The 25,551-nt window shown below is 57.9% G+C and carries 19 protein-coding genes; 16 read left to right on the forward strand and 3 right to left on the reverse strand.

Going from position 1 to position 25,551, the window contains the following annotated elements:
• Window positions 1-261 precede the first annotated feature (261 nt).
• The 8 genes from RUH64_RS08895 to RUH64_RS08930 all read left to right on the forward strand — a co-directional run bounded on the left by RUH64_RS08895 (window position 262) and on the right by RUH64_RS08930 (window position 11,089).
• On the forward strand, window positions 262-1,431 hold the full coding sequence (locus RUH64_RS08895) for an NADP-dependent malic enzyme (RefSeq protein ID WP_313812878.1): 1,170 nt from the start codon (window positions 262-264) through the stop codon (window positions 1,429-1,431).
• A gap of 290 nt (window positions 1,432-1,721) precedes the next feature.
• The gene (locus tag RUH64_RS08900; protein WP_313812879.1) at window positions 1,722-3,140 is read left to right on the forward strand and encodes a helix-turn-helix domain-containing protein; all 1,419 of its coding nucleotides are present in this window, start codon (window positions 1,722-1,724) and stop codon (window positions 3,138-3,140) included.
• Between the two features lie 54 nt (window positions 3,141-3,194).
• The gene (locus RUH64_RS08905) at window positions 3,195-4,094 is read left to right on the forward strand and encodes a universal stress protein (protein ID WP_313812880.1); all 900 of its coding nucleotides are present in this window, start codon (window positions 3,195-3,197) and stop codon (window positions 4,092-4,094) included.
• A 4-nt stretch (window positions 4,095-4,098) separates the two neighbouring features.
• Window positions 4,099-5,616, forward strand: a complete 1,518-nt coding sequence (locus tag RUH64_RS08910; RefSeq protein ID WP_313812881.1) for a PLP-dependent aminotransferase family protein — start codon at window positions 4,099-4,101, stop codon at window positions 5,614-5,616.
• A gap of 99 nt (window positions 5,617-5,715) precedes the next feature.
• Window positions 5,716-6,921, forward strand: coding sequence for an alanine racemase (gene alr / locus RUH64_RS08915; protein WP_313812882.1), 1,206 nt, complete (start codon window positions 5,716-5,718; stop codon window positions 6,919-6,921).
• 124 nt (window positions 6,922-7,045) lie between these two features.
• The gene (locus RUH64_RS08920; RefSeq protein ID WP_313812883.1) at window positions 7,046-8,440 is read left to right on the forward strand and encodes an aspartate aminotransferase family protein; all 1,395 of its coding nucleotides are present in this window, start codon (window positions 7,046-7,048) and stop codon (window positions 8,438-8,440) included.
• Window positions 8,441-8,484: 44 nt separating this feature from the next.
• Window positions 8,485-9,456: a phosphate acyltransferase gene (locus RUH64_RS08925; protein WP_313812884.1), complete on the forward strand. Its 972-nt coding sequence runs from the start codon at window positions 8,485-8,487 to the stop codon at window positions 9,454-9,456.
• Window positions 9,457-9,556: 100 nt separating this feature from the next.
• Window positions 9,557-11,089 carry an APC family permease gene (locus RUH64_RS08930; RefSeq protein ID WP_313812885.1) on the forward strand — a complete coding sequence of 511 codons (1,533 nt, stop codon included), beginning with the start codon at window positions 9,557-9,559 and terminating at the stop codon, window positions 11,087-11,089.
• A 124-nt stretch (window positions 11,090-11,213) separates the two neighbouring features.
• Here the strand turns inward: RUH64_RS08930 and RUH64_RS08935 are convergent, their stop codons facing one another.
• Genes RUH64_RS08935 through RUH64_RS08945 form a run of 3 tightly spaced genes read right to left on the reverse strand, consistent with a single transcriptional unit; the run spans window position 11,214 to window position 14,751 of the window.
• On the reverse strand, window positions 11,214-12,932 hold the full coding sequence (locus tag RUH64_RS08935) for a cobaltochelatase CobT-related protein (RefSeq protein ID WP_313812886.1): 1,719 nt from the start codon (window positions 12,930-12,932) through the stop codon (window positions 11,214-11,216).
• A gap of 3 nt (window positions 12,933-12,935) precedes the next feature.
• Window positions 12,936-13,958: an AAA family ATPase gene (locus RUH64_RS08940; protein WP_313812887.1), complete on the reverse strand. Its 1,023-nt coding sequence runs from the start codon at window positions 13,956-13,958 to the stop codon at window positions 12,936-12,938.
• A complete protein-coding gene (locus RUH64_RS08945; RefSeq protein WP_313812888.1) occupies window positions 13,924-14,751 on the reverse strand; it encodes an IclR family transcriptional regulator in 828 nt (275 codons plus the stop codon). Before RUH64_RS08945 ends, RUH64_RS08940 begins: the two co-directional genes overlap by 35 nt.
• A gap of 272 nt (window positions 14,752-15,023) precedes the next feature.
• On the opposite strand from RUH64_RS08945, the gene xsc reads away from it, so the two are divergent.
• From xsc to RUH64_RS08985, 8 genes are all read left to right on the forward strand, one after another.
• Window positions 15,024-16,781 carry a sulfoacetaldehyde acetyltransferase gene (xsc, locus tag RUH64_RS08950; RefSeq protein WP_313812889.1) on the forward strand — a complete coding sequence of 586 codons (1,758 nt, stop codon included), beginning with the start codon at window positions 15,024-15,026 and terminating at the stop codon, window positions 16,779-16,781.
• 597 nt (window positions 16,782-17,378) lie between these two features.
• Window positions 17,379-17,798, forward strand: a complete 420-nt coding sequence (locus RUH64_RS08955) for a DUF4262 domain-containing protein (RefSeq protein WP_313812890.1) — start codon at window positions 17,379-17,381, stop codon at window positions 17,796-17,798.
• A 930-nt stretch (window positions 17,799-18,728) separates the two neighbouring features.
• Complete coding sequence (locus tag RUH64_RS08960) at window positions 18,729-19,388, forward strand: GntR family transcriptional regulator (RefSeq protein WP_313812891.1); 660 nt, start codon at window positions 18,729-18,731, stop codon at window positions 19,386-19,388.
• A 340-nt stretch (window positions 19,389-19,728) separates the two neighbouring features.
• Window positions 19,729-20,727: an ABC transporter permease gene (locus RUH64_RS08965; RefSeq protein WP_313812892.1), complete on the forward strand. Its 999-nt coding sequence runs from the start codon at window positions 19,729-19,731 to the stop codon at window positions 20,725-20,727.
• Window positions 20,728-20,778: 51 nt separating this feature from the next.
• Complete coding sequence (locus tag RUH64_RS08970) at window positions 20,779-22,500, forward strand: ABC transporter substrate-binding protein (RefSeq protein WP_313812893.1); 1,722 nt, start codon at window positions 20,779-20,781, stop codon at window positions 22,498-22,500.
• An 11-nt stretch (window positions 22,501-22,511) separates the two neighbouring features.
• Window positions 22,512-23,513: an ABC transporter permease gene (locus RUH64_RS08975; protein WP_313812894.1), complete on the forward strand. Its 1,002-nt coding sequence runs from the start codon at window positions 22,512-22,514 to the stop codon at window positions 23,511-23,513.
• The gene (locus RUH64_RS08980; protein ID WP_313812895.1) at window positions 23,514-24,527 is read left to right on the forward strand and encodes an ABC transporter ATP-binding protein; all 1,014 of its coding nucleotides are present in this window, start codon (window positions 23,514-23,516) and stop codon (window positions 24,525-24,527) included.
• Window positions 24,524-25,519: an oligopeptide/dipeptide ABC transporter ATP-binding protein gene (locus tag RUH64_RS08985; protein WP_313812896.1), complete on the forward strand. Its 996-nt coding sequence runs from the start codon at window positions 24,524-24,526 to the stop codon at window positions 25,517-25,519. Before RUH64_RS08980 ends, RUH64_RS08985 begins: the two co-directional genes overlap by 4 nt.
• The last annotated feature ends 32 nt before the right edge of the window (window positions 25,520-25,551 follow it).

Consider the following 25,551-nt stretch of genomic DNA (forward strand, 5'->3'; position numbering starts at 1 on the left):
ATCGTATCGTGGAAATTCAAGGGTCTAAAGAAAGTATTGACCACGCCATCTTCCGGCACATCCTGACGGAATGCTCGGCCTTACCAGGCGGCGCCGTTGAGGAATTGTGCATATGGATGCTTTGGACTGCCTTAACTGCGCAGGATCAAGCTCTATTGCGGTCGGATGAATGGTCTTATTGCCTGTCCCTTCGCTATGCCACAAGTTTCGTGGGAACTCGTTATTCGTCATATAGAACTTTCTTGAAGGAAGAGTAATTCAATGTCTGTTGAATCCACCAACGACCTGTCAACCATCACCGATGAAGAAATCTTCAACGCTCACCTCGGTGGCAAGCTGACCATCGCATCGAAGATGCCGCTGTCCACCAAGCGCGATCTTTCCATCGCTTACACCCCAGGTGTTGCCAAGGTTTCGCAGGCTATCGCCGACGATCCAGCCAAGCACGAAACCCACACCTGGACCGGCCGCCTGGTTGCCGTTGTTTCCGACGGCACCGCAGTTTTGGGCCTGGGCAACATCGGCGCCGCAGCCTCCCTGCCAGTGATGGAAGGCAAGGCAGCACTGTTCAAGCAGTACGCAGACCTGAACTCCATCCCGTTGGTTCTGAACACCACCGATGTCGACGAAATCGTTGAGACCATCGTTCGCCTGAGCCCAAGCTTCGGCGCAGTGAACCTGGAAGACATCTCTGCACCGCGCTGCTTCGAGATCGAGCGTCGTCTGATCGAAGCACTGGACATGCCAGTGATGCACGATGACCAGCACGGCACCGCAGTGGTGACCCTGGCAGCACTGATCGGTGCAGCACGCCAGACCAAGCGCGACATCAGCTCGCTGAAGGTCGTCGTTTCCGGCGCCGGATCTGCCGGTGTTGCAGTGACCAACCTGCTGCTCTCGGCAGGCGTTGCCGACGTTATCGTTCTGGACTCCCGCGGCACCATCAACCGCCAGCGTGACGACCTGAACGCAGTCAAGGCTGAACTTGCTGGCCGCACCAACCGCGATGACGTTATCGGCGGCCTGGCCGAGGCACTGGAAGGCGCAGACGTAGTTGTCGGCCTGTCCTCCTCGCAGTTCCCTGAAGAGGCTGTTGCCAAGATGAACGACAACGCCATCATCTTCGCACTGTCGAACCCAACCCCTGAGATCATGCCGGATGTCGCCGCCAAGTACGCTGCAGTTGTAGCTACCGGCCGCAGCGACTTCCCTAACCAGATCAACAACGTTCTGGCATTCCCAGGCATCTTCCGCGGTGCACTGGACTCGGGCGCCAAGAAGATCACCGAGGCAATGAAGGTTGCCGCCGCTCACGCCATCGCCGATCTGGTGGGCGATGACCTGGCTGCCGACTACATCATCCCTTCGGCAATCGACGAGCGTGTGATGCCAGCCGTAGCAGCTGCAGTTGCAGCAGCTTCGGGTGAGTAAGACCCGCAGTAATTCTTCTCCCGCGAGAAGAATCTTCCGGGCGTAGTTGAAGAGCTCCCCGGCCACACAGGGCGCCGCAACAGATCAACAGATCTGTTGCGGCGTTTTTGTTTTGAGCGGGCATGGCGTAGGCAATGCCTATCGCATCTACTGCGGGCCTATTGCGGTTCCATGAAATACATTGGAAAAAGGGCGACGAATTCATCTAGGCTAAAAATGTGACTCCTAACACATGGAACCGCGAGTCCCATGCAGACGCTTCGGCACTGTTAGCCTCCACTGATCACCAGATGGACATCATCGCCTTGGGACGGCGCATCAGATTCTTGAGAAAAAACAAGGGAATGACCCTTGACGATGTATCGTCGCTTGTCGACGCTGCGCCGAGTCACCTTTCTTTGCTGGAAAATGGTAAGAGGGAACCCAAATTCTCGTTGCTCAAGTCTCTGGCTGTCGCCCTAGACGTCAGCCTTGATGATTTACTCGGTGCTGAACCTCCATCTCGTAGAGCCGCATTAGAGATAGAGCTGGAACGTGCCCAACGCGGACCACTTTATGATTCTTTGGGCTTGCCCAAGGTGAGGATTTCAAGCCGCTTACCCACTGACGTGCTCGAATCTTTAGTGGGACTGCAACGGGAACTGGAACGCCGGTTGGACGAACAGACCGCCACTCCAGAAGAAGCGCGTCGGGCCAATACTCAGTTGCGTGAGCAAATGCGCAAACGCAATAACTACTACAGGGAAATAGAACAGGAAGCCGGTCGCATCCTGAAGGGAGCCGGGCACACAGGTGGCCCGCTGTCGCACCACCGCTCCGCTGACATTGCTGAATACCTAGGATTCAGCTTGCGCTATGTGGGCAATTTACCCCACTCCACGCGGTCGGTCACTGACCTAAAAAACCATAGAATCTATCTCACGCAATCTGAGCGATCGGACCACGACCCGCGTTCGGTCTTGCTGCAGGCCCTGGGTCACTACGTGCTGGGGCATGAGGCGCCGGCCGATTACGCGGACTTTCTCTCGCAGCGAGTTGCAACAAACTACTTTGCTGCCGCACTGATGATGCCGGAGAAGGAAACCACCGATTTCCTACACCAGGCAAAGAAGGAGCGTGAGCTGGCGGTCGAAGATATCCGCGACGCGTTCGCGGTTTCGTATGAATCCGCCGCCCATCGTTTCACGAATCTGGCAACCGAGCATCTGGGAATCACCTGTCATTTTCAGAAGGTTCATGAATCAGGGATCCTACATAAGGCCTATGAAAACGACGGAGTCAATTTTCCCTCCGATCACACCGGAGCCATCGAGGGTCAGAGTATCTGCCGGTATTGGACCAGTCGGGTAGTGTTCGACGCGGTCGACAAGTTCCGTGCCTTCGAACAGTACACCGACACTGTTAATGGCACCTTCTGGTGCACGGCACGCACTGAGCGCCATTCTTCGGGGATGTATTCCCTGTCCATTGGAGTTCCTTTTGAGCACGCGCAGTGGTTCCGCGGGCGTGGCACCAAAGAACGATGCCAGTCTAAATGTCCTGATGAAAGCTGTTGCAGTCGGCCGCCGGTCGAGTTGTCGGCAACGTGGTCGGGCAATGCCTGGCCGGCCACGCGAGCCAATACTCATTTGTTGGCTGCCATGCCCACCGGCGCGTTTCCGGGCGTCGACGAAACCGAAGTTTATAGATTTCTTGAGAAGCAAGCTTGACCTAATTGTGTCCCGGTACGGCCGGTGCCACAGCGACGCCGAAGGGCGGTAGAAGTGAAGTACGTGATTGGTTGTACACAAGATGAGCGGGGACGAGAAGCTATTTCTCTGGCTTTGACCTTGGCCCGTTCACTGGCCGATCCTGGCTCAGTCGAACTTGAACTGGTGCACATCATCCGAGGATCGGCGCCTGAGGACAGCGCGACGCAAAGCGAAAGAAATTTCCAGCAGTTTCAAATTGATTCGGCCAATGCGTGGATGGAACGTTCACTGAACCTAGTGCCTTCAAAGATCAAAGCGCAGATGCATGTGCGCTTTGCTGATTCAATGGCCGAAGGTCTGCTGGAAGCGGTCTCCAGCTTCAAGGCGGACCTAGTAGTCGTCGGCGCCGCAAGCCACGGCCCGTTGCGCCGATTCACAGTCGGCAGCGTGGCCAATGCGCTATTGCACTCATCGCCCGTTCCAGTAGCCTTGGCCCCCTCAGGTTACCTGCCACCGCGCTTGTTGACTCGCGTCTCCTGCGCTGTCGGGACCCGTTCGGGTTCAGAAGCCGTGCTTCAAACGGCTGTAGAAGCGGCAGCCGTCCGCCATGTGCCGCTGCGGTTGGTCTCCCTTGTGTCCTTGGACCTCGGCGTCGCCCAAGGAATCAATAATTTGCAGCAACGCGCTCAAGCTCATGCCACCCGCGTTCTAGAAAAAGCAGTGGAGGCGGTTGCACAACGAACATTGGTCACGACGGAAGTTGCTCAAGGGCGAACAATTGAAGCTGCCATCGCCAAGCTGGACTGGGACGAAGAAGAAATCGTGCTGATCGGTTCGAGCAGATTGGCCGAACGCAGCAAGATCTTTATCGGAGCGACAGCCAACAAGATGCTCCGCGCGCTGCCGGTGCCCATGGTGGTCGTGCCGCGCTATCACATCGTCAACGATGTAGTCGACACGGTCAAGGTATAGCCCGATGGCTATAGACCAAGAAAAGCCGGAATTGCCGGAACAACAGGTGCTGGCGCCGATTTCGATCAGTAGTGAATCGCCCGAACCGCTCTACCGCCAGCTGCGCCTGGCCCTAGAACACCAAATCCATGCCGGCACCATCGTCCAAGGTCTGCCATTGCCCAGTTCTCGAGAGCTTTCCCGGGAATTGGGGCTTTCGCGCAATACGGTCAACGCGGCGCTGCAAGAATTATTGGCGTCGGGATTGATCGAGTCTCACGCGCGCCGAGGTTATTTCGTGAACTCGCAGTTGCTCGGCAGGCAGCCACCAGCGCAGGAAGGAACGTCCCGCAACTACCGCCCACTGGATCTGCGCCGGCACATCAAATCCTGGGTGGCAGCCGACAGTCCAGAAATCACCAAGATCAGCAACTGGCGCGACTACCCCTACCCCTTCGTCGCAGGTCAGGTAGAGGAGAGCGATTTTCCGCGTTTGGCGTGGGCGCGAGCCCTGCGCGACTCCTTGGATCCGCCGCATCTGCACTTTGCACTGCGTGACTCGGTAGATGAAGACGACCCGTATCTTGTTGAAATGCTGTGCCAGCGTGTGCTGCCCGCACGCGGCATCATCGCAGCCCCGGAAAACATCCTGATCACCGCCGGGTCGCAACAGGGCCTAGATTTACTGGCCCAAACCATCATGAATGATGAAACCACCGTTGCCGTCGAGGATCCGGGATACGTCGATGCCCGGCATACTTTCGCCAGGACCGGGGCAAGCGTGCTCGCGCTACCGGTTGACGCGCAGGGTGTGGTGCCCCCGGATTCATTCAACGGTATCGATGCGTTCTACCTGACGCCCAGCCATCACAGTCCGACCAACGTGACGCTCAGTGCATCGCGCCGCCGGAGCATACTCGACGCCACTGCATCCAGTGGAACGATCATCATCGAAGACGACTACGACAGTGAATTCCGCTATCGCGGCAAACCAACGCCGGCACTGAAGGCTCTGACTAATTCAGCGCATGTTGTCTACCTGGGTTCCTTCACCAAGTTCCTAGCCCCTGGGCTGCGCATGGGATATGTGGTCGCTGACCCACAGCTGGTGGAAGTACTGCGTAGCCAACGACGCTACCGGATCCGGCACATTGCAGGGCATCCTCAACGGGCCATGGCGCTGATGATCGACTCGGGGCAGTACCAAAGGACCATCTCCCGGCGCCGCACCCAGCTGCAACGAAAATGGTCCAAGCTCACCGAATCTCTGGACGCCCACCTTTCATGGAAGGTCAATGCCCCTCCGGGTGGTGTAACAGTGTGGATCAAGGGCCCTGCGCAGCTCGACTGCCGCCTGCTGATGCAGCGGTGTCTTCGACAGGGCGTGGTCATCGAGCGCGGGGATGTCTTCTTCAGCAATTCCAGCGCCCACCGCAATTACTTTCGTTTGGGGTTCGCGGCAATCAATGTGAATGCCATTGATCCTGGTGTACGACGCCTGGCCACGGTGCTAAACGACATGGGATACCTTGAACTCGACTAATGCTGGTCTCAGAAAAATGTAGGCAAGTTGGATCTGGGCGCGGCCGCGCCGATCCGTAACAGTGGGGACAACCATTGCTACGAAATGAAGGGCCAGACCATGTCTACAGCGGCACACGAGCGCGAGCTGCCCAGCACCCTGTCCATTCCTGACGGAAACACGTCGAGTTCCCCGGTACCGCAGCGCAGTGCGCTGATTGACCTAGATGCGATCAGCCAGAATATAGTGACCATTCGACGATTGGCCGGCAGCGCACTGGTGATGGCGGTACTTAAAGCTGACGGCTACGGCCACGGGTTGGTACCGGCGGCGCAGGCTGCGCTGCGCGGGGGCGCGGACTACCTGGGCACCGCGGTGCTGGAGGAAGCATTCGAATTACGCCGTGCAGGGATCACCGCCCCGATATTTTCGTGGCTTAGCGCCCCGGGCAGCGACTACGAGGGCGCCATTCGAGAAGACATCGATGTGGCTGCCTATGACGTACCGCAACTGGCAGAGATCTGCCGAGCCGCCGGGAAAGTGCGACGGCCTGCCAAGATCCACCTGAAGATCGACACCGGTATGTGGCGTGGCGGTGCCACCGCAGAGCAGTGGCCAATGTTGTGCAGTGCGGCCCGGCGTGCGCAAGCCGACGGTTTGATCGAAGTGACTGGAATCTGGTCCCACCTGGCATCGGCTGATGAACCGGGGAACCCATCGCTCTTCGAACAACTGGCTGCCTTCCGCGTCGCTCTTGCGGTGGCCATGGATCACGGAATCAGGCCTAAGCTGCGTCATATTGCCAATTCCGCTGCCACATTGAATTGCCCTGAAGCCCATTTTGACATGGTGCGCCCCGGGCTGGCCGTCTACGGGGTGAACCCGTTGCCACAGCAGTACCAGACTGCACAAATGCAGCTGCGTCCCGCGATGACCCTGTGCGCATCGGTGGCCCACGTGAAACCGGCGCCAGCTGGGGCCGCAGTGAGCTACGGCGGTACCGAACGCACCACCACGCCGACGAATCTGGCCATCATTCCACTGGGCTATGCCGATGGTGTGATGCGTAGCGCCAGCAGCCGAGGGCCGGTGCAGATCGGGGATGGCCGCTACCGGGTGATTGGGCGGATATGCATGGATCAGTTCATTGTGCCAATAGGCCAAGACCCGATCGTTGCGGGACAACAGGCAATCCTCTTCGGGCCTGGTGACCGGGGTGAACCACATGTCCAAGAATGGGCGGATGCCGCCGGAACGATCCCCTACGAAATACTCACCCGCATTGGCAGCAGGGTTCCGCGGGTGTATGGGCAGCCGGAACGATGAACGTCCGCTGGTACCTAAAAAGTTGGGCCATTCTGGCTCTGGGAATGGAACCAGATAGAGGGCACAGTGATATACACCACATCGAGTTCCTGATGGGGACTGCATCCTACCAAGGAGGAAAGAAATGACGACTTCAGATATCCGTTCCCGGGCACAGCAGCACCTCTACCCGCACTTCACCGCCGGGCAGGTGTGGAACAGCGAAAAGCTCCCAATCATCGTTCGCGGCGAGGGCAGCTATCTGTTCGACGAAGAGGGCAACAAGTTCCTCGACGGGCTGGCCGGGCTGTTCTGTGCCAACATCGGGCACGGGCGGCAGGATATCCCGAAGGCCGCCTACGAGCAGATGACCCAGCTGGCCTACTGGACCAACTGGGGCTCCGCACACCCGGCAGCCGTAGACGCAGCCACCGCCATCGCCAACCTGGCCCCGGGCGACTTGGACACGGTCTTCTTCGTCAATTCCGGTTCCGAGGCAGTAGAGTCGGCCATTAAATTTTCACGTCAATACCACCGCAGCCAGGGCCAGCCGGAACGCACCAAGATCATTGCCAGGCACATGGCCTACCACGGAACTACCCTCGGCGCACTGGCGGTGACCGGGATCCCCGGTTATAAGGAACCGTTCGGTTCCTTGATGCCCGGCGTCTTCCACGTCCCCAACACGCTGGGCGAGTCGATCCCTGAAGGGGGAAGCGCCGCGGATCTTCCTTCGATCCAGGCGATCCGCGAAGTCATCGAGCGCGAGGGCGGCCACACTATTGCGGCGTTGTTCGCCGAGCCCGTGCAGAATTCCCGCGGCGCGTTGGTGCCTCCTGCTGGCTACTGGCAGGAACTGCGCAAAATCTGCGACGAACACGGTATCTTGCTGGTGGCGGACGAAGTCATCACCGGATTCGGCCGACTGGGCGAATGGTTCGGCAGCATCAAGTACGACGTCGTGCCGGATCTGATCACTTTTGCCAAGGGGTCAACCAGTGGCTATGCGCCGTTGGGTGGAGTCATTATCCGAAAGCCACTGGCCGATGCCATGCTTGCCAGCCCGCTGGCCGGGATTTTCACCCATGGAGCCACCTGGGGTGGACACCCGGTTTCCACCGCTGTGGCTACAGCGAATCTCAAAGCACTGGCCGAAGAGAACATCACCGGCAACGTGCGCAGCCTGGAGCCGTATTTCCAGAACGGTCTGGACAAGCTCGTGCAGGCCCATTCGAGCATCCTTGAATACCGTGGCACCGGCTTCTTCTACGCCATCGAGCTCACAGGTGACCGCGACTCCGGCCGCGAACTGAGCGCGGAACAGTCCAAGGCCCTGCTGACACAGGTGATGCCTCAGGCCATGCGCGAAGTCAATCTGATCACCCGTCCGGACAACCGTGGAGCGACAATGCTGGTGCTTTCGCCGCCACTGGTGGCCGATCAGGACGTGCTCGACGACCTGCTGGTCAAGGTTGACCATGTCATGAGCGCGGCAGACCAGTTCCTAAGCAAAGGTGCCGCGTCGCTGGCACGGGTCTAAGCGCGGATGCAGGGCCAAAACGGCAATCTGGAAGGGAACAGTTTATGACCAGCACAGTGGTTCAGCACGCAGACGTGGATCCGCTGCTCTTGACGCGCTTTGATCAGCTGCGCGGCAGAGGGAAGGATCTGCGGATCGTCCTGCCCGAGGGTGGAGATCAACGGGTGCGCGAAGCAGCTCGGATCCTGCGTTCCCTAGGTGCTGAACCTCTGCTGGTGGGCTGTCATGGACTGGTTCCGGGGGCGGTGGATATTGATCTGCTGCGCACGGAGAAGGTGTTGGCGCACCTGCAGGAGCGTCTTGGACCGCGCGGAGAACACGCGCTGACTGCAGCACAGTTTGATCCGCTCGCGCTGGCCATGGCTGCGGTCGCGGTGGGGGAGAGCCAAGCAGTAGTCGCAGGTGCTACTTGCCCCACGGCCGACGTCATGCGAACCGCTTTTCGGATGGTAGGTCCGGCAACCGCCCAAGGAACCATCTCCTCAAGCTTTTTGATGCGGTTATCCTCGGGGGACTATTACGCCTTCGGTGACTGCGCTGTGATTCCAGATCCCACTGTGCAGCAACTGGCACACATCGCCACGGCTACCGCCGATACATATCAGGCGCTCACCGGTAACGACCCGCGCGTGGCGATGCTGTCATTCTCCACAGCGGGCAGCGCGGAGCACCCCAGCGTGCAGGTTGTACGGGAAGCCACCGAGACAGTCCGCACCCAGCGCCCAGACTTATGCATCGATGGAGAACTCCAGTTCGACGCTGCAGCAGACCAGATGGTCGCTGCAGCCAAGGCTCCTGATTCGGCGGTTGCCGGAAGAGCCAACGTATTTATTTTTCCTAATCTGGCAGCCGGGAACATCGGGTACAAGATTACCCAGCGGCTGGCAGCGGCGCAGGCCTACGGCCCCATCCTCCAGGGGTTGGCTGCTCCGGTCAACGACCTGTCCCGAGGGACAAGTATCACCGACATTGTCAATGTCTCCCTTATCAGCTTGGTGCAATCGGAATCTGTCTGAACCCCTTCTGGGAAACAGCATCCTTGGGCCGCGGTGCGGCCGGACACCACCTACGATCGAGGTAATTATGAACGCGACAACACGTAACGGGGCGAGTCCCATGACCCAGGCATCCGGCACGGGTGCCGCTGGCACCGCCGGCACGTCTGACCAAGGGCAGCAGCCAGAACGCCTGGCCAAGACCCTGAAGGCACGCTGGGTCTGGGCTATCGCTCTGGGCTCGGCAGTAGGCTGGGGTGCCTTTATCCTACCTACCGACTGGTTGGCTATTGGCGGCCCTGTTGGCGCTATTAGCGGGTTCATGATCGGAGGCGCGCTGATGGTTCTCATTGCTGTCAGTTACGGGTTCTTGATCAAATCCTTCCCGGTCTCTGGCGGAGAACTGGCTTTCGCTCTGGTCGGCTTTGGGCGCACCCACGCATTCTTCTGCGGTTGGTATTTGACCCTGGGCTATACGTGCATCGTTGCCCTGAACGCCTCGGCGATGGCCTTGCTGTTCCGTAAGCTCATGCCCGATCTGGTGCAGCAGGGGTACCTATACACCGTGGCGGGATGGGATGTTTATATCGTGGAGATCGTCATCTCGATGACGGTTCTAGTGGTCTTCGCTCTACTGAACATTCGCGGTACTGCGCTCTCGGGGCGGATCCAGTTCATTGCCTGCGTCATCATGCTCATTGCAGTGGTCTGCATCTTAGCCGGCGTATTGATCAGTCCGCAGGTAGTGTTTACCAACGCGCTCCCCGCCTTCCCCGCCGAGGTGAATCCGGTAGCTGCGATTGCGGCGATCGTTGCCATCGCCCCGTGGGCCTTCATTGGCTTCGACAACGTCCCGCAGGCCGCCGAGGAGTTCGACTTCCCTCCGGCAAAGGCCATGCGGCTGATCGTTTTGGCATTGCTTGCCGCGGCGTTGTTGTACTGTGCCATGATCGCATCTGTTGCATTCAGCGCACCTTGGGAAGCGCTGGCCAGCGGCGACTCGGCCTGGGGCACCGCCGACGCCTTGACCGCAATTATGGGTGGAGTGGGCATGTTGTTGCTGACCATCGGCATCACCATGGGTGTGAGCACGGGTTTGAACGGTTTCTATGTCTCGGCCAGTCGCATTCTGTTGGCCATGGGCCGAGCGCAGATGGTCCCAGCGGTATTCGCCCGACTACATCCGAAGTACAAGACCCCGCACTACGGCGTCCTGTTCGTCGGCGCGGTGTGTTTGATCAGTCCGTGGTTCGGACGCGCGGCGCTGACTTGGGTGGTAGATATGTCTGCAGTCGGTGTGACGGTAGCGTACCTCTACACGTGTCTCTGTGCTTTCAAACTCTTTCGAACCACCAATTCAAAACGCGGGCCTAGCGAGTTGGGGGATGTGAATTCGACGTCTAAGAAGGTGCTGAGCCTGCTTGGAGCGTTGACCTCACTGACCTTTATGGCACTCTTGCTGATTCCGGGATCACCAGGTGCCCTGGGCAAGGAATCGATGCTGGCGCTATTGGTATGGTCGCTGCTTGGAGTGGTCTTCTTCCTGATGCGGCGCAAACACAACAAAACACTGACTAATGAACAGGTGGACATGCTGGTGCTAGGCGCACCGCGGCCAAAAGGCAGTGAGCTACGCAGCAAAGCTACATCTTAGTAACTGAATAAGTAACCGTACGCCCCGGCAGATCCAAGGGATCTGCCGGGGCTACCTGTTACTAGCAGAGCGATAGGAAATTCAAGCTTCGGTGTCAATGGCAACGCGAAGCCATCGCTGCCGACTAATTCCGTAGCGAGCGATGTAGAAGCGAGAGCAACTCGCGTACCGAATCCGAACCTCCTAGGAGTTCGGCATCGATAATCAGGCTGTTCTTGAAGTACGGACTCATATCGAGCCCGAGTCCAATCCCTAAGACAGTTAACTGGGGATCTGTGTGGAGCCCACGCACCACTTCGGTTAGGTCCTGGTGCAGGTAATGCTCGTCGTTGGCAGCAGTCGTGGCGGAGTCGGAAGGGCTGCCGTCTGAGATGACTACGAGGATTCTGCGCTCGGTCTGCTGGTCTCCGAGACGTGCTGCGGCCCAGCGCACGGCTTCGCCGTCGACGCTCTCGCGATAGAGCGTCGGTTTGAGCATTGCGGCCATTGCGCTGCGACCTGTGCGCCAGCTGGTTGCGAAGTCCTTGAAAATCAGGTGAGACAGCTCGTTGAGCCTTCCAGGATGCGTTGGTTTACCCGCCTGGTGCCATGCCTTCAGCACTCGGCCGCCATTCCACGAACCAGTGGTATAGCCAAGGACCTCGCACGGAACTTCTACTCGTTCCAGCGCTCGGACGAGCACATCGATAAACGCCGCCATTGACTCGGCATGATGCTTCATTGAGCCGGAACAGTCGAGCAAGATTGTCACCGCGGCGGCCGCTTGGGGATCGGCTCGGGGAGCCTTGAACACCCTGCGTTCGGTGGGAGAAGCTATTAGTTGCCCCAGGCGAGAGCCGTCGAGTACTCCTTCCTCAACCCCAAAGTCAAAGCCGGAATTCTCCGGCACGCACAACAGCCACTGCAACTTTTTGGCCACTAGATGCACGTTGACTGCTTCCTTGCGCACCCTTTCAGCGATGCGTTCGCGAAATTTCGCTAGCTGCTCGGAGCGTACCAGCGTTTCGGCATGGAGCTCTCGGTCGAATCGAGTGGTGAAAATACGATAGCCGCTGACATCGTCCGACAACGTTCCGCTGCGCCCGGAAGCGGCACTTGGGGGCGAGGGGAGCTCACTTTCGACGTCCAGCAGGAGATCGAAAGTTGGCTGCAGTTGCCCTTTTCGGTCAGCTGCCTCGGAGCCTTGCGCCTTTTCCAGGGCCGCGACGTTCTGCGCCGTGAGTTCAGCGACCAGAAGTGCAGTTTGGGCGAACGCGTGTTGAACGTGTCGTTGCCGGCGCAAGTCAGACAGCAATGGGCCCAAGGAACTTGCCAAATGTGCCCTAGTTGACTCGATCATGTCTTCGGACTCGGCTATCAGCGGTTCTCCGGTGATACGTGACCTAGTGACTTGGAGAATTGTGTAGATCAGCAGACCCAGCGAAGTTTCGATCATTTCTGACGCCAGATACTCTTTCGACCATGTCTCGTGACGTAACCGAAGGTTTGCGCGGACACCGTCCAAGGTGGCCAGGGATTCGCAGCGGAACTGCTCCAATACTTCAAAGATAAGGCGCGCACTGGGTGCTTCAGGCAGTGATTGTGTATGCGTCTGAAGGTCTGAATGCAGGACCCTCAACGCCATGCCGTCACTGGCACCGCGAAATGAGCCGAAGCTGGCACTGTGTGCGGCTGGATAGAGGTGCGGCGCATTCAATGGAAGCAGTCTGTCTGTACGGTGAATATAGCGTCCCTGCAAAGTCAGCTGGGGATCGCGCGCCAGCGCCCGTAGATTTGCGGCGCACAGCTGGCGGATTTGCTGGATTTCTCGTTCGCTGAACGTTGAGCTGCTGCCGGTGCTCATGTTCTATCGATCCGTTGTCTGCAGTGCGTAGGATTCATCTAATTCAGTGGCAAAACACCGTTGGTAGTACTCGGCGATGGTGAGGCGTTCTGCTTCGTCGCATTTGTTGAGAAAGGTGAGCCGGTAGGCCAGCGCAGGATCGCGGAAGATGGAAATATTCTCGGCCCAAGTCATGACGGTTCGAGGGGACATCAGTGTTGAAATGTCGCCAGCCGAGAATCCATCCCGCGTCAATGTAGCCACCTGAACCATGGAGCGAATTAGTTCCATGCCCCTTGCGTCGGCCAGCGCAGGAACGCGTGCGGCAACGATCTGCGCTTCGTCTTCCAACGGAAGATAGTTTAGCGTTGCCACAATGTTCCATCGGTCCAATTGCGCCTGGTTCAGTCTTTGGACTCCGTGGTAGAGGCCGTTCAGATTTCCTAAGCCTACGGTGTTTGAGGTGGCGAAGAGCCTGAAATGCGGATGTGGCTGTATGACTCGATTCTGGTCTGTCACCGTGAAGCTGCCTTCACGTTCCAGCAAACGCTGGATGACAAACATTACGTCGGGCCGTCCTGCATCGTATTCATCGAAGATCAATGCCATGGGCCGCACCATGGCCCACGGAATGACTCCTTCTTGGAATCGTGTGGCAGGCTGACCTTCTTCCACAACTACAGTGTCTTTGCCGACTAGATCCAAGCGACTTATGTGTCCATCGAGATTCATCCGCAGGACTGGCCAGTTCAAACGGGCAGCGATCTGCTCAATATGAGTGGATTTACCTGTCCCGTGCATCCCCTGGACCAGTACGCGCGAATTATGGGTAAATCCGGCGAGAATCGCTAGGGTAGTGTCTCGGTCGAAGCGGTACGCCGGATCTATCTCGGGGACCTGTTCGGTGCGCATGACGAATCGTTCAACCATCAGATCGCTGTCGATGCCGAATACTTCGCGCACGGCAATGCGTTCCATTTCTAGCAAGCCGGGGGAGCATAATTCCATGGATTCACCATCCTGAGGCTTCGAGTTCTGAATCATCATTTAGGTCTTCTATCCGTGCAATATCCTCGGCGGCACGCTGTAGCAGTGGTAGGAGTTCTTCCAGGTCTGACGCTCTCTTACGCATGATCGGCGCCTGCACCGCTACGCACATGTTCGAACGACCCGAAGCGTTGGGCACGAGCACCGAGATGCAGACCAATCCGTCTATATATTCTTGCTGGTCCACCGCGTAGCCCTGCTGGCGAATGCGCGCTAGTTCATGGTCGAGCGCGCTGTACTCGGTGATTGTATGAGCCGTAAATCGCTTGAGTCTGCCATTTTCCCAGAGGCGTTCTCGTTGGGCCACGCCGAATTGGGAAACAATCATCTTTCCACTGGCGGAGCAGTGGGCGGGAACCCGAGAACCGGGCCCCAAATGAACACGAATGGGTTCTGGCGTTTCTACACGATCAAGGTAAATGACCTCATTACCGGATAGCGCAGTGATGTTGCAGCTCTCTCCAACCTGTTCAACCAAATCTCGCAATATTGCATTGCGCGCACCGTTGCGGGTGTCATTCAGCAGGGTATCTTCAGCCAGACGTCGCATTCGGGACCCCGTGGCGTAGTGCCGTCCATCGCTATGTCGGGTAATCAGATTGGCGTTTTCAAGTTGCTGCAACATGCGGTGCAGAGTGGGCTTTGGAATTCCAGTTTGATCAACCAATGACTGGAGTGTGAAGAGCTGGTCTCTACTTGTGATTAGTTCCAGCAGCGCGATCATGCGCAACGCAGGCGTTTCGCCTTGAACTGTTCCGACAGGCCCCAATGATGGTTCAGTGAGATTTTCCATGCGCGCACTCCTTAGATCAAAGTTTCATTAAATATTAGCATTTGAAACAAAAAGCTGAATAGCTCTTGACGAGTGTGACATACGACGCATAGATTTTATCTCAATCCCATTTTTTGTGGAGAAAATCGTCAAAATCTGAGACAGATTCAGTCGGCTCCGAAAGGAGCCAGATGTCCGAAGGGGGCAAAATGTCCGAGCAGATCATCGATTCAGAAATTGCTGAGGTTAAGAAGTCAGCTGCAAAGCGAGAGCCGGTCCAAGGCGCGCAAAAGATGACATCTTCAGAGGCGTTTGTTGAAACGCTGGTATCTAATGATGTCACTGACATTTTCGGCATCATGGGTTCGGCATTCATGGACGCCATGGACATTTTTGCACCGGCTGGCATTCGTCTAGTTCCGGTTGTCCATGAGCAAGGTGCCGCGCACATGGCTGATGGTTACGCAAGGGCTTCCGGACGACATGGCGTAGTCATCGGACAGAATGGTCCAGGCATTTCCAATTGCGTTACCGGCATTGCAGCTGCGTTTTGGGCCCATAGCCCCGTCGTGATCGTTACCCCAGAAGCCGGCACTAACACCATGGGCCTCGGAGGCTTCCAAGAAGCCAATCAGCTGCCGATGTTCCAAGAGTTCACCAAATACCAGGGGCACGTAACTCATCCGCATCGCATGGCAGAATACACTGCCCGCTGCTTCGACCGTGCTATGAGCGAGATCGGGCCCACCCAGCTGAACATTCCTCGCGACTATTTCTACAGCGAGAGTGTCACCGAGATTCCGGCGCCGCGTCGTGTGGACCGCGGCGCCGGTGGAACCAAATCACTGGATGAGGCAGTGCAGCTGTTATCCGAGGCCAAATTCCCCGTGATCATCTCCGGTGGAGGCATTGTCATGGCAGACGGCGTAGAAGAATGCAGGGCCCTAGCCGAGCGTCTCGGAGCGCCAGTGGTCAACAGCTACCAGCATAATGATTCCTTCCCTGCTAGCCACCCACTTTGGGCTGGGCCGTTGGGGTACCAAGGATCAAAGGCTGGAATGAACTTGATCTCTCAAGCTGACGTCGTCCTAGCATTGGGTACCCGATTGGGACCTTTTGGAACCTTGCCGCAGTATGGTCAGGACTACTGGCCAAAGAATGCCAAGATCATCCAGGTCGATGCCGATCACAAGATGCTCGGATTGGTCAAGAAAATCTCCGTGGGCATCTGCGGCGATGCCAAAGCGGTAGCTTCTGAACTAGTTGCACGTCTGAAGAACGCATCGTTGGCTTCGGACGCCACCAAGGCTGAGCGCTCCACGAAGATCCAGGAAGCTAAACAAGCATGGGAAGAAGAACTCAGTGCCTGGGCACATGAGACGGACGACTATTCATTAGACGTTATTGACGAGGCAGACCAGGAGGAAGGCAATTGGCTTCATCCTCGGCAGGTCCTACGCGAGCTTGAAAAGGCCATGCCAGGTGACGTGATGGTATCCACAGATATTGGCAACATCAATTCGGTGGCTCATAGTTATTTGCGGTTTGAGAAGCCTCGTAGCTTCTTCGCTCCAATGTCCTTCGGCAACTGTGGCTACGCACTGCCAACCATCATTGGTGCCAAGGCTGCCGCTCCGGAACGCCCCGCCATTGCCTACGCAGGCGACGGCGCATGGGCCATGAGCATGGGCGAAGTGCTGACAGCTGTCCGACACGATATCCCTGTCACGGCAGTGGTATTCCGTAATCGTCAGTGGGGCGCCGAGAAGAAGAACCAAGTTGAATTCTATGGACGCCGTTTCGTTGCCGGTGAACTGGACAATGGGGAAAGCTTTGCGGAAATGGCGCGCAGCATGGGGGCGGAAGGCATCACTGTCGACAAGCTAGAAGAAGTTGGACCAGCTCTTCAGTCAGCGATCGATGCACAGATGGTCGACGGCAAGACGACCGTTATTGAAATCATGTGCACCCGTGAATTGGGCGACCCCTTCCGACGCGATGCACTGTCTACTCCTGTTCGGCACCTTGAGAAGTATCAGGACTACGTATAGGAAGTACCAGTTACGAGATTGCAACTGACAAAGAACCCTTTGGAACGGCAAACGTTCCGAAGGGTTCTTTGTGTTGAAGTGGCTGCGCTAAGAGGTCGTCTGGAGTACTGACGCCGGTTCAGCTCGTCGAGCCTTGGACTAGTCATTTGAATTTTGCAGTATTCAAGTCTTCATACACAGTTCGTACTTGGCGAAGTCGGTGCTGTTCTAAGACACGCAATACTGAATCTGCTTCAACAGAAAAGGAGTAGATTCAATGAGCGAGAATGCGAAAACTAAAGCACTAGCGCCTCGGCAGCTCATTCCTGTCGTTCCAAAATGCGATTCCGAGTGCAAAGTACAAATCATGATCCACACTTTTGGGAAGGAATTCATATCCCTTAGCGATGAACTAGTGCGGGAAGTTGAAGGAGTCCATGTGGGTTGTAAATCCATTGCTGATTCCCGTTATACGGTCGCAGACGCGCTGGCTAGCTTCGACGAATGGGGCGCCCCGGACTTCGGAGTCGACGACTTGAATTCGCTTTTTCCCGGCGGCCACAGCTGCATTTGGTCCACGTCTAGTAGGCAATGAACATGTGCGATCAGTGTAATGGGATGAGCAAGAAGGATGTTGACGCGCGGACCGACCGCTGGATCAAGGACTACGGGCGCGCGATTATCTATGTTGAACCCAGTCCGCTCACGAGGTCCTTCGGCTATACCGTGGGGCTCACCGCGGTTGGGCACCCCGAGTTCATGGTTCGCGGGCTCAATTTTGAAGATACTTGTCAGATGCTCAATGGCTTTGCCGAGAGCGTGCTTGTGGGTAATGAGCGTTTCGGACAGGGACATACTTCCCGGTGGAAGGACGGACGAATACTGTTCTTCAGCGTTATGACTCGGGGTCTGAATTCGTTGGTGGTTGATGCCTGTGCACGTTATGGCAACAGGGTCAGGGTTTTAGAGATCAGTTTTGTCGGCAATGATCCCAGGTCCCAAAGCCCGGCCGAAATCTTGAACGCTTGGAAGAATTAATCGCCACCGTAATACTTCGTGTCGTCACGTGACGCTGTCGAAGAAGAAACGGCCGCACATTTCTCCCATTTGTGAACCCCGAAGACGAAGAATTGCGAATGTCACCGGCATAATTCGGTTCATGTCGACTCGTCTGGATTGCCGCCTACCAAGCACATGAAACTAGAGGAAGGAGCACCGCCGAGTCTGCGCAGTGTGGATCTAGTCGTTGAGGATAATAGCGGGAGGCTTTCGTGTCAGATCGTGTTCTGGGGGAGCGCCTGGTTCAAACTTCAACCGAACAGTCTCATGACTTTCTGCCGCCTTCCGCCCGACGCAGGTTGCACTTCACCTGTGCAGTCTTATTGGGTGTATTGATCATCGTGGTCTTGGCGTTGGTCTAGTGCAAGCTAATTTTTGCCGCCTGTCAGCTCCTTTCAGACTGCCTAACGCGAGAATTGGTATTCAGAAGCCCGCCATTTCGCGAGCTTCGTTTGTTTGCCGCAACGGCATAAACTCACTCAGGCTCGGAGGACTTCCGCAATCCGTGCGGTGTCATCGCGTCACTACAAGGAAATACGAGTGAAAATCTCGCGAATTGCCGGTGCCAGGCGATTTTGAAAGAAATAAAAAATCAACTTTTGGAAATGCCTATCTTTGGAATACCAAAAGGGATAGAGTGTGGGCAGAAAGTCGGATTCGGCCCTGCGTGCAGGGGAACGGATGGTGCCCAACACCGACAGACGTCGCCGAACTGAGAACTTCACGGCGCGTTAACCAAGCTTTGCCGGTTGCTCAAGGCTGCGAAACTTCGGAGGTCGACGTCCAGCGGAAGAACCCGTTTAATCGTCGAGATGAAGCCCGCAGAAAAAGCTTGGGTCGACAAATATCACTTGAAAATCACGCTGTGCGTCAGCTTTGCCGCACCCGGAAGCGGTGGGAGGTTATTGAATGTCCAAGAAGCAAGACTTTGAGCCGGAAGCGGTTCGCGTCGCCGAGCAATTGCGTTCGGAGATCATCGACGGGGTAAGGCTGCCTGGGTCCAAGCTCATTGAACGTGAAGTTGCTGTTGAGCTAGGTGTCAGCCGACTGCCAGTGCGCGAAGCATTGAAGACCCTGATTTCAGAAGGCCTTGTCACCCAGCGGCCGAGAAGCTGGGCCGTCGTCAGGGAGTTCAAAGCATCAGACATCGCAGATGTCATCGAGGTGCGCGTGGCCCTGGAACTCATGACCTTCAAACTGGCTGCCCAAAGGTATACGCGTACATCGCTGGATGAGCTGCGTGCGGTACTGGATGAAGAACTAGACAGTGCCCGACGCGGCGACGCGTTGACTTCGCGCAGGGCCGGAACTAAATTCCATGATTTGGTCAATGTCATGGCGGGAAATGAGCTCCTGTGTGAACTGCACAGGTCCTTGGGCGGCCGAATGCGTTGGCTGATGGCGCAGCATGACGACCTGATGGAAATGGCGCTTGAGCATGAACGGCTGTACGAGGCGATTGCGGCGCGGGATGTGGCCGTGATGGATGAACTGATTCCGGAGCATCTGGAGACCAGCCGAGCTAGCGCCAATGCAAGGCAGCGAAAAGTGGCAACCGGCGCTTTCTAGAAAAATACCTGTCGCGCATGAAACTGCTCCCCAAAAGTTGTTGACTTTTACAGTCCAACTTTTGGGGAGCAGTTCATTTGAGATTGATGCGCGACAGGTATTTTTGTGCGTTTTTTCGTTCGTGGGATACCGATCCTCGGATCTGTTTCCTTCAATAGACTATGAAACATTTGTTTGGTATCCGATATTAAGGTCAAGTTAATCGTTTGATCAGCCTATTTAAACAGCGAATTTCAAGAATCTTAAGAGATTTTCAGTTTTGGTATTCCAAGTGAAGTTGTTTTGGTATACGGTTTCTTCTGTTACTTAGATCACTCACTAGCAATAGGGGGACCAGCCAATGACCGCGACGGCCTCAAAACCTTCGGCATCGGACAAGGCGAAACCTGTAGCCACCGGGCGCTCGCTGCTGGCAACCGCATGGATGCGCATCCGCAAAAGCCCTGTAGCAATGGTCAGCCTGGCCATCGTCGTAGGCATGGTGCTCTTTGCGATTCTCGCCCCCGTGCTCGTGGCGATTGAAGGACAAGATCCGTACACCACCAACACTTCGCCAGAAGTATTGGACAACTTCTACGTCCCCGGTCTGCCGCTGCCGTACTACATGTACCCCAGCGCAGAGCACTGGCTGGGTGTGGAGCCTGGTCTAGGCCGCGACCTGTTTGCGCGCTTGGCTTACGGTGCGCGAGTCTCATTGGTCATCGCGCTGCTTTCGACCTTGGTCTCGGTAGTACTTGGCACCATTCTCGGAGCGGCGGCAGGTTACTTCGGCGGCAAGATCGACATGGTCATCAGCCGCATCATGGACCTGTTCCTTGCCTTCCCGCACCTGCTGCTGGTGCTCTCGATTGCGCCAATCCTGCAGTCGCGTCTTTCGGGAACCGCGCTGGCCCGTGGTTCATTCGTACCGATTGCCTCGCTGGTCATCGTGCTCGGGTTCTTCGGCTGGGCCTACCTGGCCCGCGTCGTGCGTGGACAGGTGCTCTCGATCCGCGAACAGGAATACATGGACGCGGCAAAGTCATTCGGCACAAAGAACTGGTCGATGATCATCAAGCAGGTCATTCCGAACGTCATGGGCGTTGTGCTGGTTTACGCAACCATGATGATCCCGACCAACATCACCGCCGAAGCGGCACTGTCGTTCCTCGGCGTGGGTGTGAAGGATCCAACCCCTTCCTGGGGCCAGATGCTCAATGCAGCCCAGGCGGGCAACTGGTACCTGCAGGATCCATGGTTCCTGGCTGTACCGAGTATCGCCCTGATCCTGACGGTACTGGCTTTCAACTTGCTTGGCGATGCCATGCGAGACGCGCTGGACCCGAAGTCATCGCGCTAACACCTAGCTTTTCCCATCACAACTCGCAGTAGAAGATCCTTAGGAGGACTTATGAATTCGCGAGCTACAAAACTGCTCTCAGTTGCAGCAGTAGCAGCTTTGGCTCTGACCGGTTGCGCCGGTGGAGCCAAATCGCCTCAGGGCGGAGGAAACGGCGCCCCCGCCGATCCATACGCTCCGGTTGTCGTGCAGCCAGGCTTCGCTGAGAAGGGCGGCAACGTCAACGTCCTGATGTCTGCGGACTTCGCGACCCTGGATCCGGGTAACTCGAACTACGTACAGACCGCCAACGTCGGCCAGCTGTACTACCGCACCCTGACCATGGCCAAGGAAACCGCAGGCCAGCCTCCTGAGATCGTTCCGGATCTTGCTACCGACACCGGCAAGGTCTCCGAGGACGGCAAGACTTGGACCTACACCCTGAAGGACGGGCTGAAGTTCGAGGACGGCACCCCGATCACCTCCAAGGACGTCAAGTACGGCGTGGAGCGCACCTACGCCCGCGACGTCTACACCCAGGCGCCTCAGGAACTGAACTCGGCACTGATCGACGACGCCTACAAGGGCCCTTACGCCGATGGCGACCTGAAGGCCATCGACACCCCGGATGACAAGACCATCGTCTTCCACCTGAAGCAGCCCTTCGCCGAATTCCCGGCATTGGTATCCCGCTCCAACACCGCACCGGTGATGGAAAAGAAGGACACCAAGCTGGACTACACCAACCACCCGATCTCCTCCGGCCCATACAAGGTCAAGAGCTACGAGCGCGGCCGCGAACTGGTGCTTGAGCGCAACGAAAACTGGGATCCAGCCACCGATACAAACCGTACCGCGCTGCCGGATACCTTCACCTTCAGCCTCTCCAGCTCGCAGTCGACCATCTCCCAGAAGCTGATCTCCGACTCCGATCCGAACTCCATCACCCTTGATTCCAACGGTGCGCTGCAGGCATCGGATGCGGCCAGCCTGAATGATCCAAAGATCAAGGAACGCACCGCCAGCGGCTTCTTGGGCTGCATCGACGTGATCGACCTGAACACCGAGACCATCAAGGATCCGGATGTCCGCAAGGCCATCGCCCTGGCCATGGACCGCGAGTCCATCCAGGTGCAGTACGGCGGAGCCCGCTTCGGCCAGCTGGTCACCTCCCAGCTGACCGATCAGATGGTCGGCGTCACAGCACAGAAGACCGACCTGTCGGCCGACGGCAAGCCAAAGCTGGAAGAAGCCAAGGCACTGCTGGAGGGCAAGGACGTTCCAAAGAACCTGGTCTACGGCTACGCCAACTCCACCGAACGCTACAAGAACGTCGGCACCGTGCTGCAGCAGAACCTGAAGGAACTGGGCATCAACCTGGAACTGCGTCCGATTCCTGCAGCGAACTACTACTCCACCCTGGCCGGCAAGCAGATGCCTGACATCGCCCGCTCCGGCTGGTGCGGCGGCGCCGACTCCTCCTCCGTGCGCATGACCGTTGATCCGAACCTCGGCCCATCGCTGGATGGCAAGACCTACGGATTCAGCAACATCCCACGCTTCTTCGACAACGATCTGTCAAAGAAGATGTACGAGCTGCGCGGCGCCAACGGCACCCCTGAAGAACTCGGCGCCAAGTGGTCCGAGATCTACAACGAAGTCATGGCAACCTACCCACTGGTGCCGACTATGCACAGCTACACCAACTCGGTGGTCGGATCCAACATCCGCAACGCTCAGGTTGGCTACTTCTTCGGCGCTATTGACCTGAGCACGGTCGGCGTCGCCAAGTAAGGAAAACACTCATGGTTAGTTTCCTCTTCCGCAGATTCGGCGCGATGCTCATCCTGCTTCTCGTCGTCAGCTTCATTACCTTTACCCTCTTCTACTTTGGCCCGGCCGACCCAGCCTCGGCCGCCTGTGGCCAGGAATGCACCCCGGACCGCGTGGAACAAGCACGCATCGCCCTGGGCCTGGACAAGCCGTTCTTCGCGCAGTACTTTGCCTTCCTGACAGGGTTGGTGGGGCCTCGTATGCTGGGCGCCCCGGGCGCAGAGCAGATGTGCGCATGGCCTTGCCTGGGCAAGAGCTTCCAGACCAATGAGAACGTGACGGACATGATCGCCAACGCGCTGCCGTACACCCTCTCACTGGCCGTCGGAGCCGTGCTGATCTGGACCACCGTAGGCGTAGGTTTTGGTTTGCTAGCTGCCATGCGGAAGGGGAAACTGGCCGACCGTTTCATCGTTGGAGCCGCCTCCGTCGGTGTTTCACTTCCCATCCCCGTCACCGGCCTGGTGCTGCTGCTGGTCTTCGTCGGCACCCTGGGATGGTTCCCCTTCACCACCAACCAGATCGTCTCTCCCTTCGGCGAAGCAGGATTCTGGGCCTGGGTGAACAACTACTTCCTGGCCTGGGTCGCGTTGGCGGTGCTGTTCTCCGCACAGTATGTGCGCATCACCCGCAACAACATGATCGAGACCTTCTCCGAAGACTTCATGCGCACCGCCCGGGCCAAGGGCCTGCGCCGCCGCAAGATCGTCTTCAAGCACGGTGTACGCGCCGGCATCACCCCGATCGTCACGATGCTGGGCCTGGACCTCGGCGCCCTGCTGGGCGGCGCGGTGCTCACCGAACAGATCTTCTCGGTGCCGGGCCTGGGCTACACGGCGGTCCGCGCCGCTACCAGCGGCGATCTGCCGGTGACCATGGCGATCACCATGCTGGCTGCCTTCTTCATCATCTTCTTCAACGTCCTCGTAGACATTGCCTACGCCTTCATCGATCCGAGAGTCAAGGTGAACTAAATGGAACCGATGCTGTCGGTCAAGAACCTGACCGTAAAGTTCCCCACCGATGACGGAATGGTCGCCGCCCTGAACGGCATGGACCTGACCCTGAACCGCGGCGAAACCGTGGGCCTGGTCGGCGAATCCGGCTCCGGTAAGTCGGTGACAAGCCAGGCGATCATGGGCCTGTTCAAGGAATCCAAAGCGGTCATCGACGGTGAGATCACCTTTGAAGGCACCGACCTGCTGGCGCTGAGCGAGGATGCCATGCGCCCGTTCCGCGGCAAGAAGATCGGCATGATCTTCCAGGATCCGCTTTCTGCGATGCACCCGTTCTACACGGTGGGCGCACAGATCGCCGAGGCTTATCGGGTGCACAACAAGGTCTCCAAGAAGGCCGCACGCCAGGTGGCCATCGACATGCTGGGCCGGGTGGGCATCCCCGACCCGAAGCGCCGGGTTGACAACTACCCGCACGAATTCTCCGGCGGCATGCGCCAGCGCGCGATGATCGCCATGGCCCTGGTCTGCGAGCCCGAACTGCTGATCGCCGACGAGCCGACTACAGCACTGGACGTGACCGTGCAGGCGCAGATCCTGGACCTGATTTCAGACCTGCAGTCCGAAACCAATTCCGCCGTCATCTTCGTGACCCACGACCTGGGCGTGGTGGCCCAGCTGTGCCAGCGCGTGGTGGTCATGTACGGCGGGCAGTGCGTCGAGCAGGCCAGCGTGCGCGAAATCTTCCAGCACCCCTCGCACCCCTACACCCGAGGGCTCATGGCATCCATGCCTCACCTGTCCGGTGACAGCGACCGCTTGACCCCGATCCCCGGATCGCCTCCGGCGTTGCTTGCCCTGCCCAAGGGCTGCATCTTCGCCGACCGCTGCGAGTTCGCGAAGATCGTACCCGACGGCCGCTGCCTGAATATGCGCCCCGAGCTGATCTTCGAGGGTGAGCATGCGGTGCGCTGCCACGGGCACGAAATGAAATTGATTGACGAGACGAGCCTGATCGGAGCCGGTTCATGAGTGCACCACTCTTAGAGGTTACGAACCTGACCAAGCATTTCCCGATCAAGGGTTCGATGGGCCGCACCGTCGGAGCAGTCAAGGCTGTGGACGGGGTCAGCTTCACCCTTGAGCGCGGCACCACCCTGGGCCTGGTGGGCGAGTCGGGCTGTGGCAAGTCCACCACCGGCAAGGTGCTGATGCGACTTCTCGATCCCACGTCCGGCAGCATCAAGCTGGAGGGCGAGGAGATCAGCGGGCTGAAGGGCAAGCAGCTAGACAGCTTCCGCCGCCGCGTACAAATGGTCTTCCAAAATCCTGCTTCCTCGCTGAATCCGCGCCAGTCCATCGGTTCGGCCATCGCGGCGCCGCTGGTGGAACAGGGCATCAAGGTCCCCGGCGGCATCAAGGCGAAGGTCGCGGATTTGATGGACCGGGTGGGCCTGCGCCCAGAGCACGCAAGCCGCTTCCCGCACGAATTCTCCGGCGGCCAGCGCCAGCGCATCGGCATTGCCCGTGCCCTGGCCTTGGATCCAGAAGTGGTGATCTGCGACGAGCCGGTCTCCGCGCTGGACGTTTCGGTGCAGGCGCAGGTGGTGAACCTGCTCAAGGACATCCAGGCCGATACCGGGGTCTCCTACATCTTCATCGCCCACGACTTGGCAGTGGTCAAGCACATGGCAGACGATGTCGCGGTGATGTATCTGGGCAAAATTATGGAGCAGGCCTCCAAGGCCGAGCTCTTTGAAAACCCGCGCCACCCCTACACCCGGGCCCTGCTTTCAGCGGTGCCGAGCGTCGACCTGGATGCCGCATTGACCGAGCGCATCCGCCTGGGCGGCGACCTGCCGTCCCCGAGCAATCCGCCATCGGGCTGCGTGTTCCGCACCCGCTGCCCGGCATTCCAGCTTCTTGACGAGGCGGGGAAGCAGCGCTGCTCCACCGAGGTCCCCACGGGCCAGATGGCATGCCACTTCCCGAACGCGCCGCTGGCTGCAACAGTCAGCGCCTAGGGCTATTCTGTATACCAATACCGCATCCGCTA

The organism is Glutamicibacter sp. (assembly GCF_032154645.1).
Lineage (GTDB): Bacteria > Actinomycetota > Actinomycetes > Actinomycetales > Micrococcaceae > Glutamicibacter.

Excerpts from the sequence above, each read along its gene's own strand:
- RUH64_RS08895 (WP_313812878.1), top strand. The coding sequence starts at position 262 with ATGTCTGTTGAATCCACCAACGACCTGTCAACCATCACCGATGAAGAA.
- RUH64_RS08900 (WP_313812879.1), top strand. The coding sequence starts at position 1,722 with ATGGACATCATCGCCTTGGGACGGCGCATCAGATTCTTGAGAAAAAAC.
- RUH64_RS08910 (WP_313812881.1), top strand. The coding sequence starts at position 4,099 with ATGGCTATAGACCAAGAAAAGCCGGAATTGCCGGAACAACAGGTGCTG.
- alr (WP_313812882.1), top strand. The coding sequence starts at position 5,716 with ATGTCTACAGCGGCACACGAGCGCGAGCTGCCCAGCACCCTGTCCATT.
- RUH64_RS08920 (WP_313812883.1), top strand. The coding sequence starts at position 7,046 with ATGACGACTTCAGATATCCGTTCCCGGGCACAGCAGCACCTCTACCCG.
- RUH64_RS08925 (WP_313812884.1), top strand. The coding sequence starts at position 8,485 with ATGACCAGCACAGTGGTTCAGCACGCAGACGTGGATCCGCTGCTCTTG.
- RUH64_RS08930 (WP_313812885.1), top strand. The coding sequence starts at position 9,557 with ATGACCCAGGCATCCGGCACGGGTGCCGCTGGCACCGCCGGCACGTCT.
- RUH64_RS08935 (WP_313812886.1), bottom strand. The coding sequence starts at position 12,932 with ATGAGCACCGGCAGCAGCTCAACGTTCAGCGAACGAGAAATCCAGCAA.
- RUH64_RS08940 (WP_313812887.1), bottom strand. The coding sequence starts at position 13,958 with ATGATGATTCAGAACTCGAAGCCTCAGGATGGTGAATCCATGGAATTA.
- RUH64_RS08945 (WP_313812888.1), bottom strand. The coding sequence starts at position 14,751 with ATGGAAAATCTCACTGAACCATCATTGGGGCCTGTCGGAACAGTTCAA.
- xsc (WP_313812889.1), top strand. The coding sequence starts at position 15,024 with ATGACATCTTCAGAGGCGTTTGTTGAAACGCTGGTATCTAATGATGTC.
- RUH64_RS08955 (WP_313812890.1), top strand. The coding sequence starts at position 17,379 with ATGAGCAAGAAGGATGTTGACGCGCGGACCGACCGCTGGATCAAGGAC.
- RUH64_RS08960 (WP_313812891.1), top strand. The coding sequence starts at position 18,729 with ATGTCCAAGAAGCAAGACTTTGAGCCGGAAGCGGTTCGCGTCGCCGAG.
- RUH64_RS08965 (WP_313812892.1), top strand. The coding sequence starts at position 19,729 with ATGACCGCGACGGCCTCAAAACCTTCGGCATCGGACAAGGCGAAACCT.
- RUH64_RS08970 (WP_313812893.1), top strand. The coding sequence starts at position 20,779 with ATGAATTCGCGAGCTACAAAACTGCTCTCAGTTGCAGCAGTAGCAGCT.
- RUH64_RS08975 (WP_313812894.1), top strand. The coding sequence starts at position 22,512 with ATGGTTAGTTTCCTCTTCCGCAGATTCGGCGCGATGCTCATCCTGCTT.
- RUH64_RS08980 (WP_313812895.1), top strand. The coding sequence starts at position 23,514 with ATGGAACCGATGCTGTCGGTCAAGAACCTGACCGTAAAGTTCCCCACC.
- RUH64_RS08985 (WP_313812896.1), top strand. The coding sequence starts at position 24,524 with ATGAGTGCACCACTCTTAGAGGTTACGAACCTGACCAAGCATTTCCCG.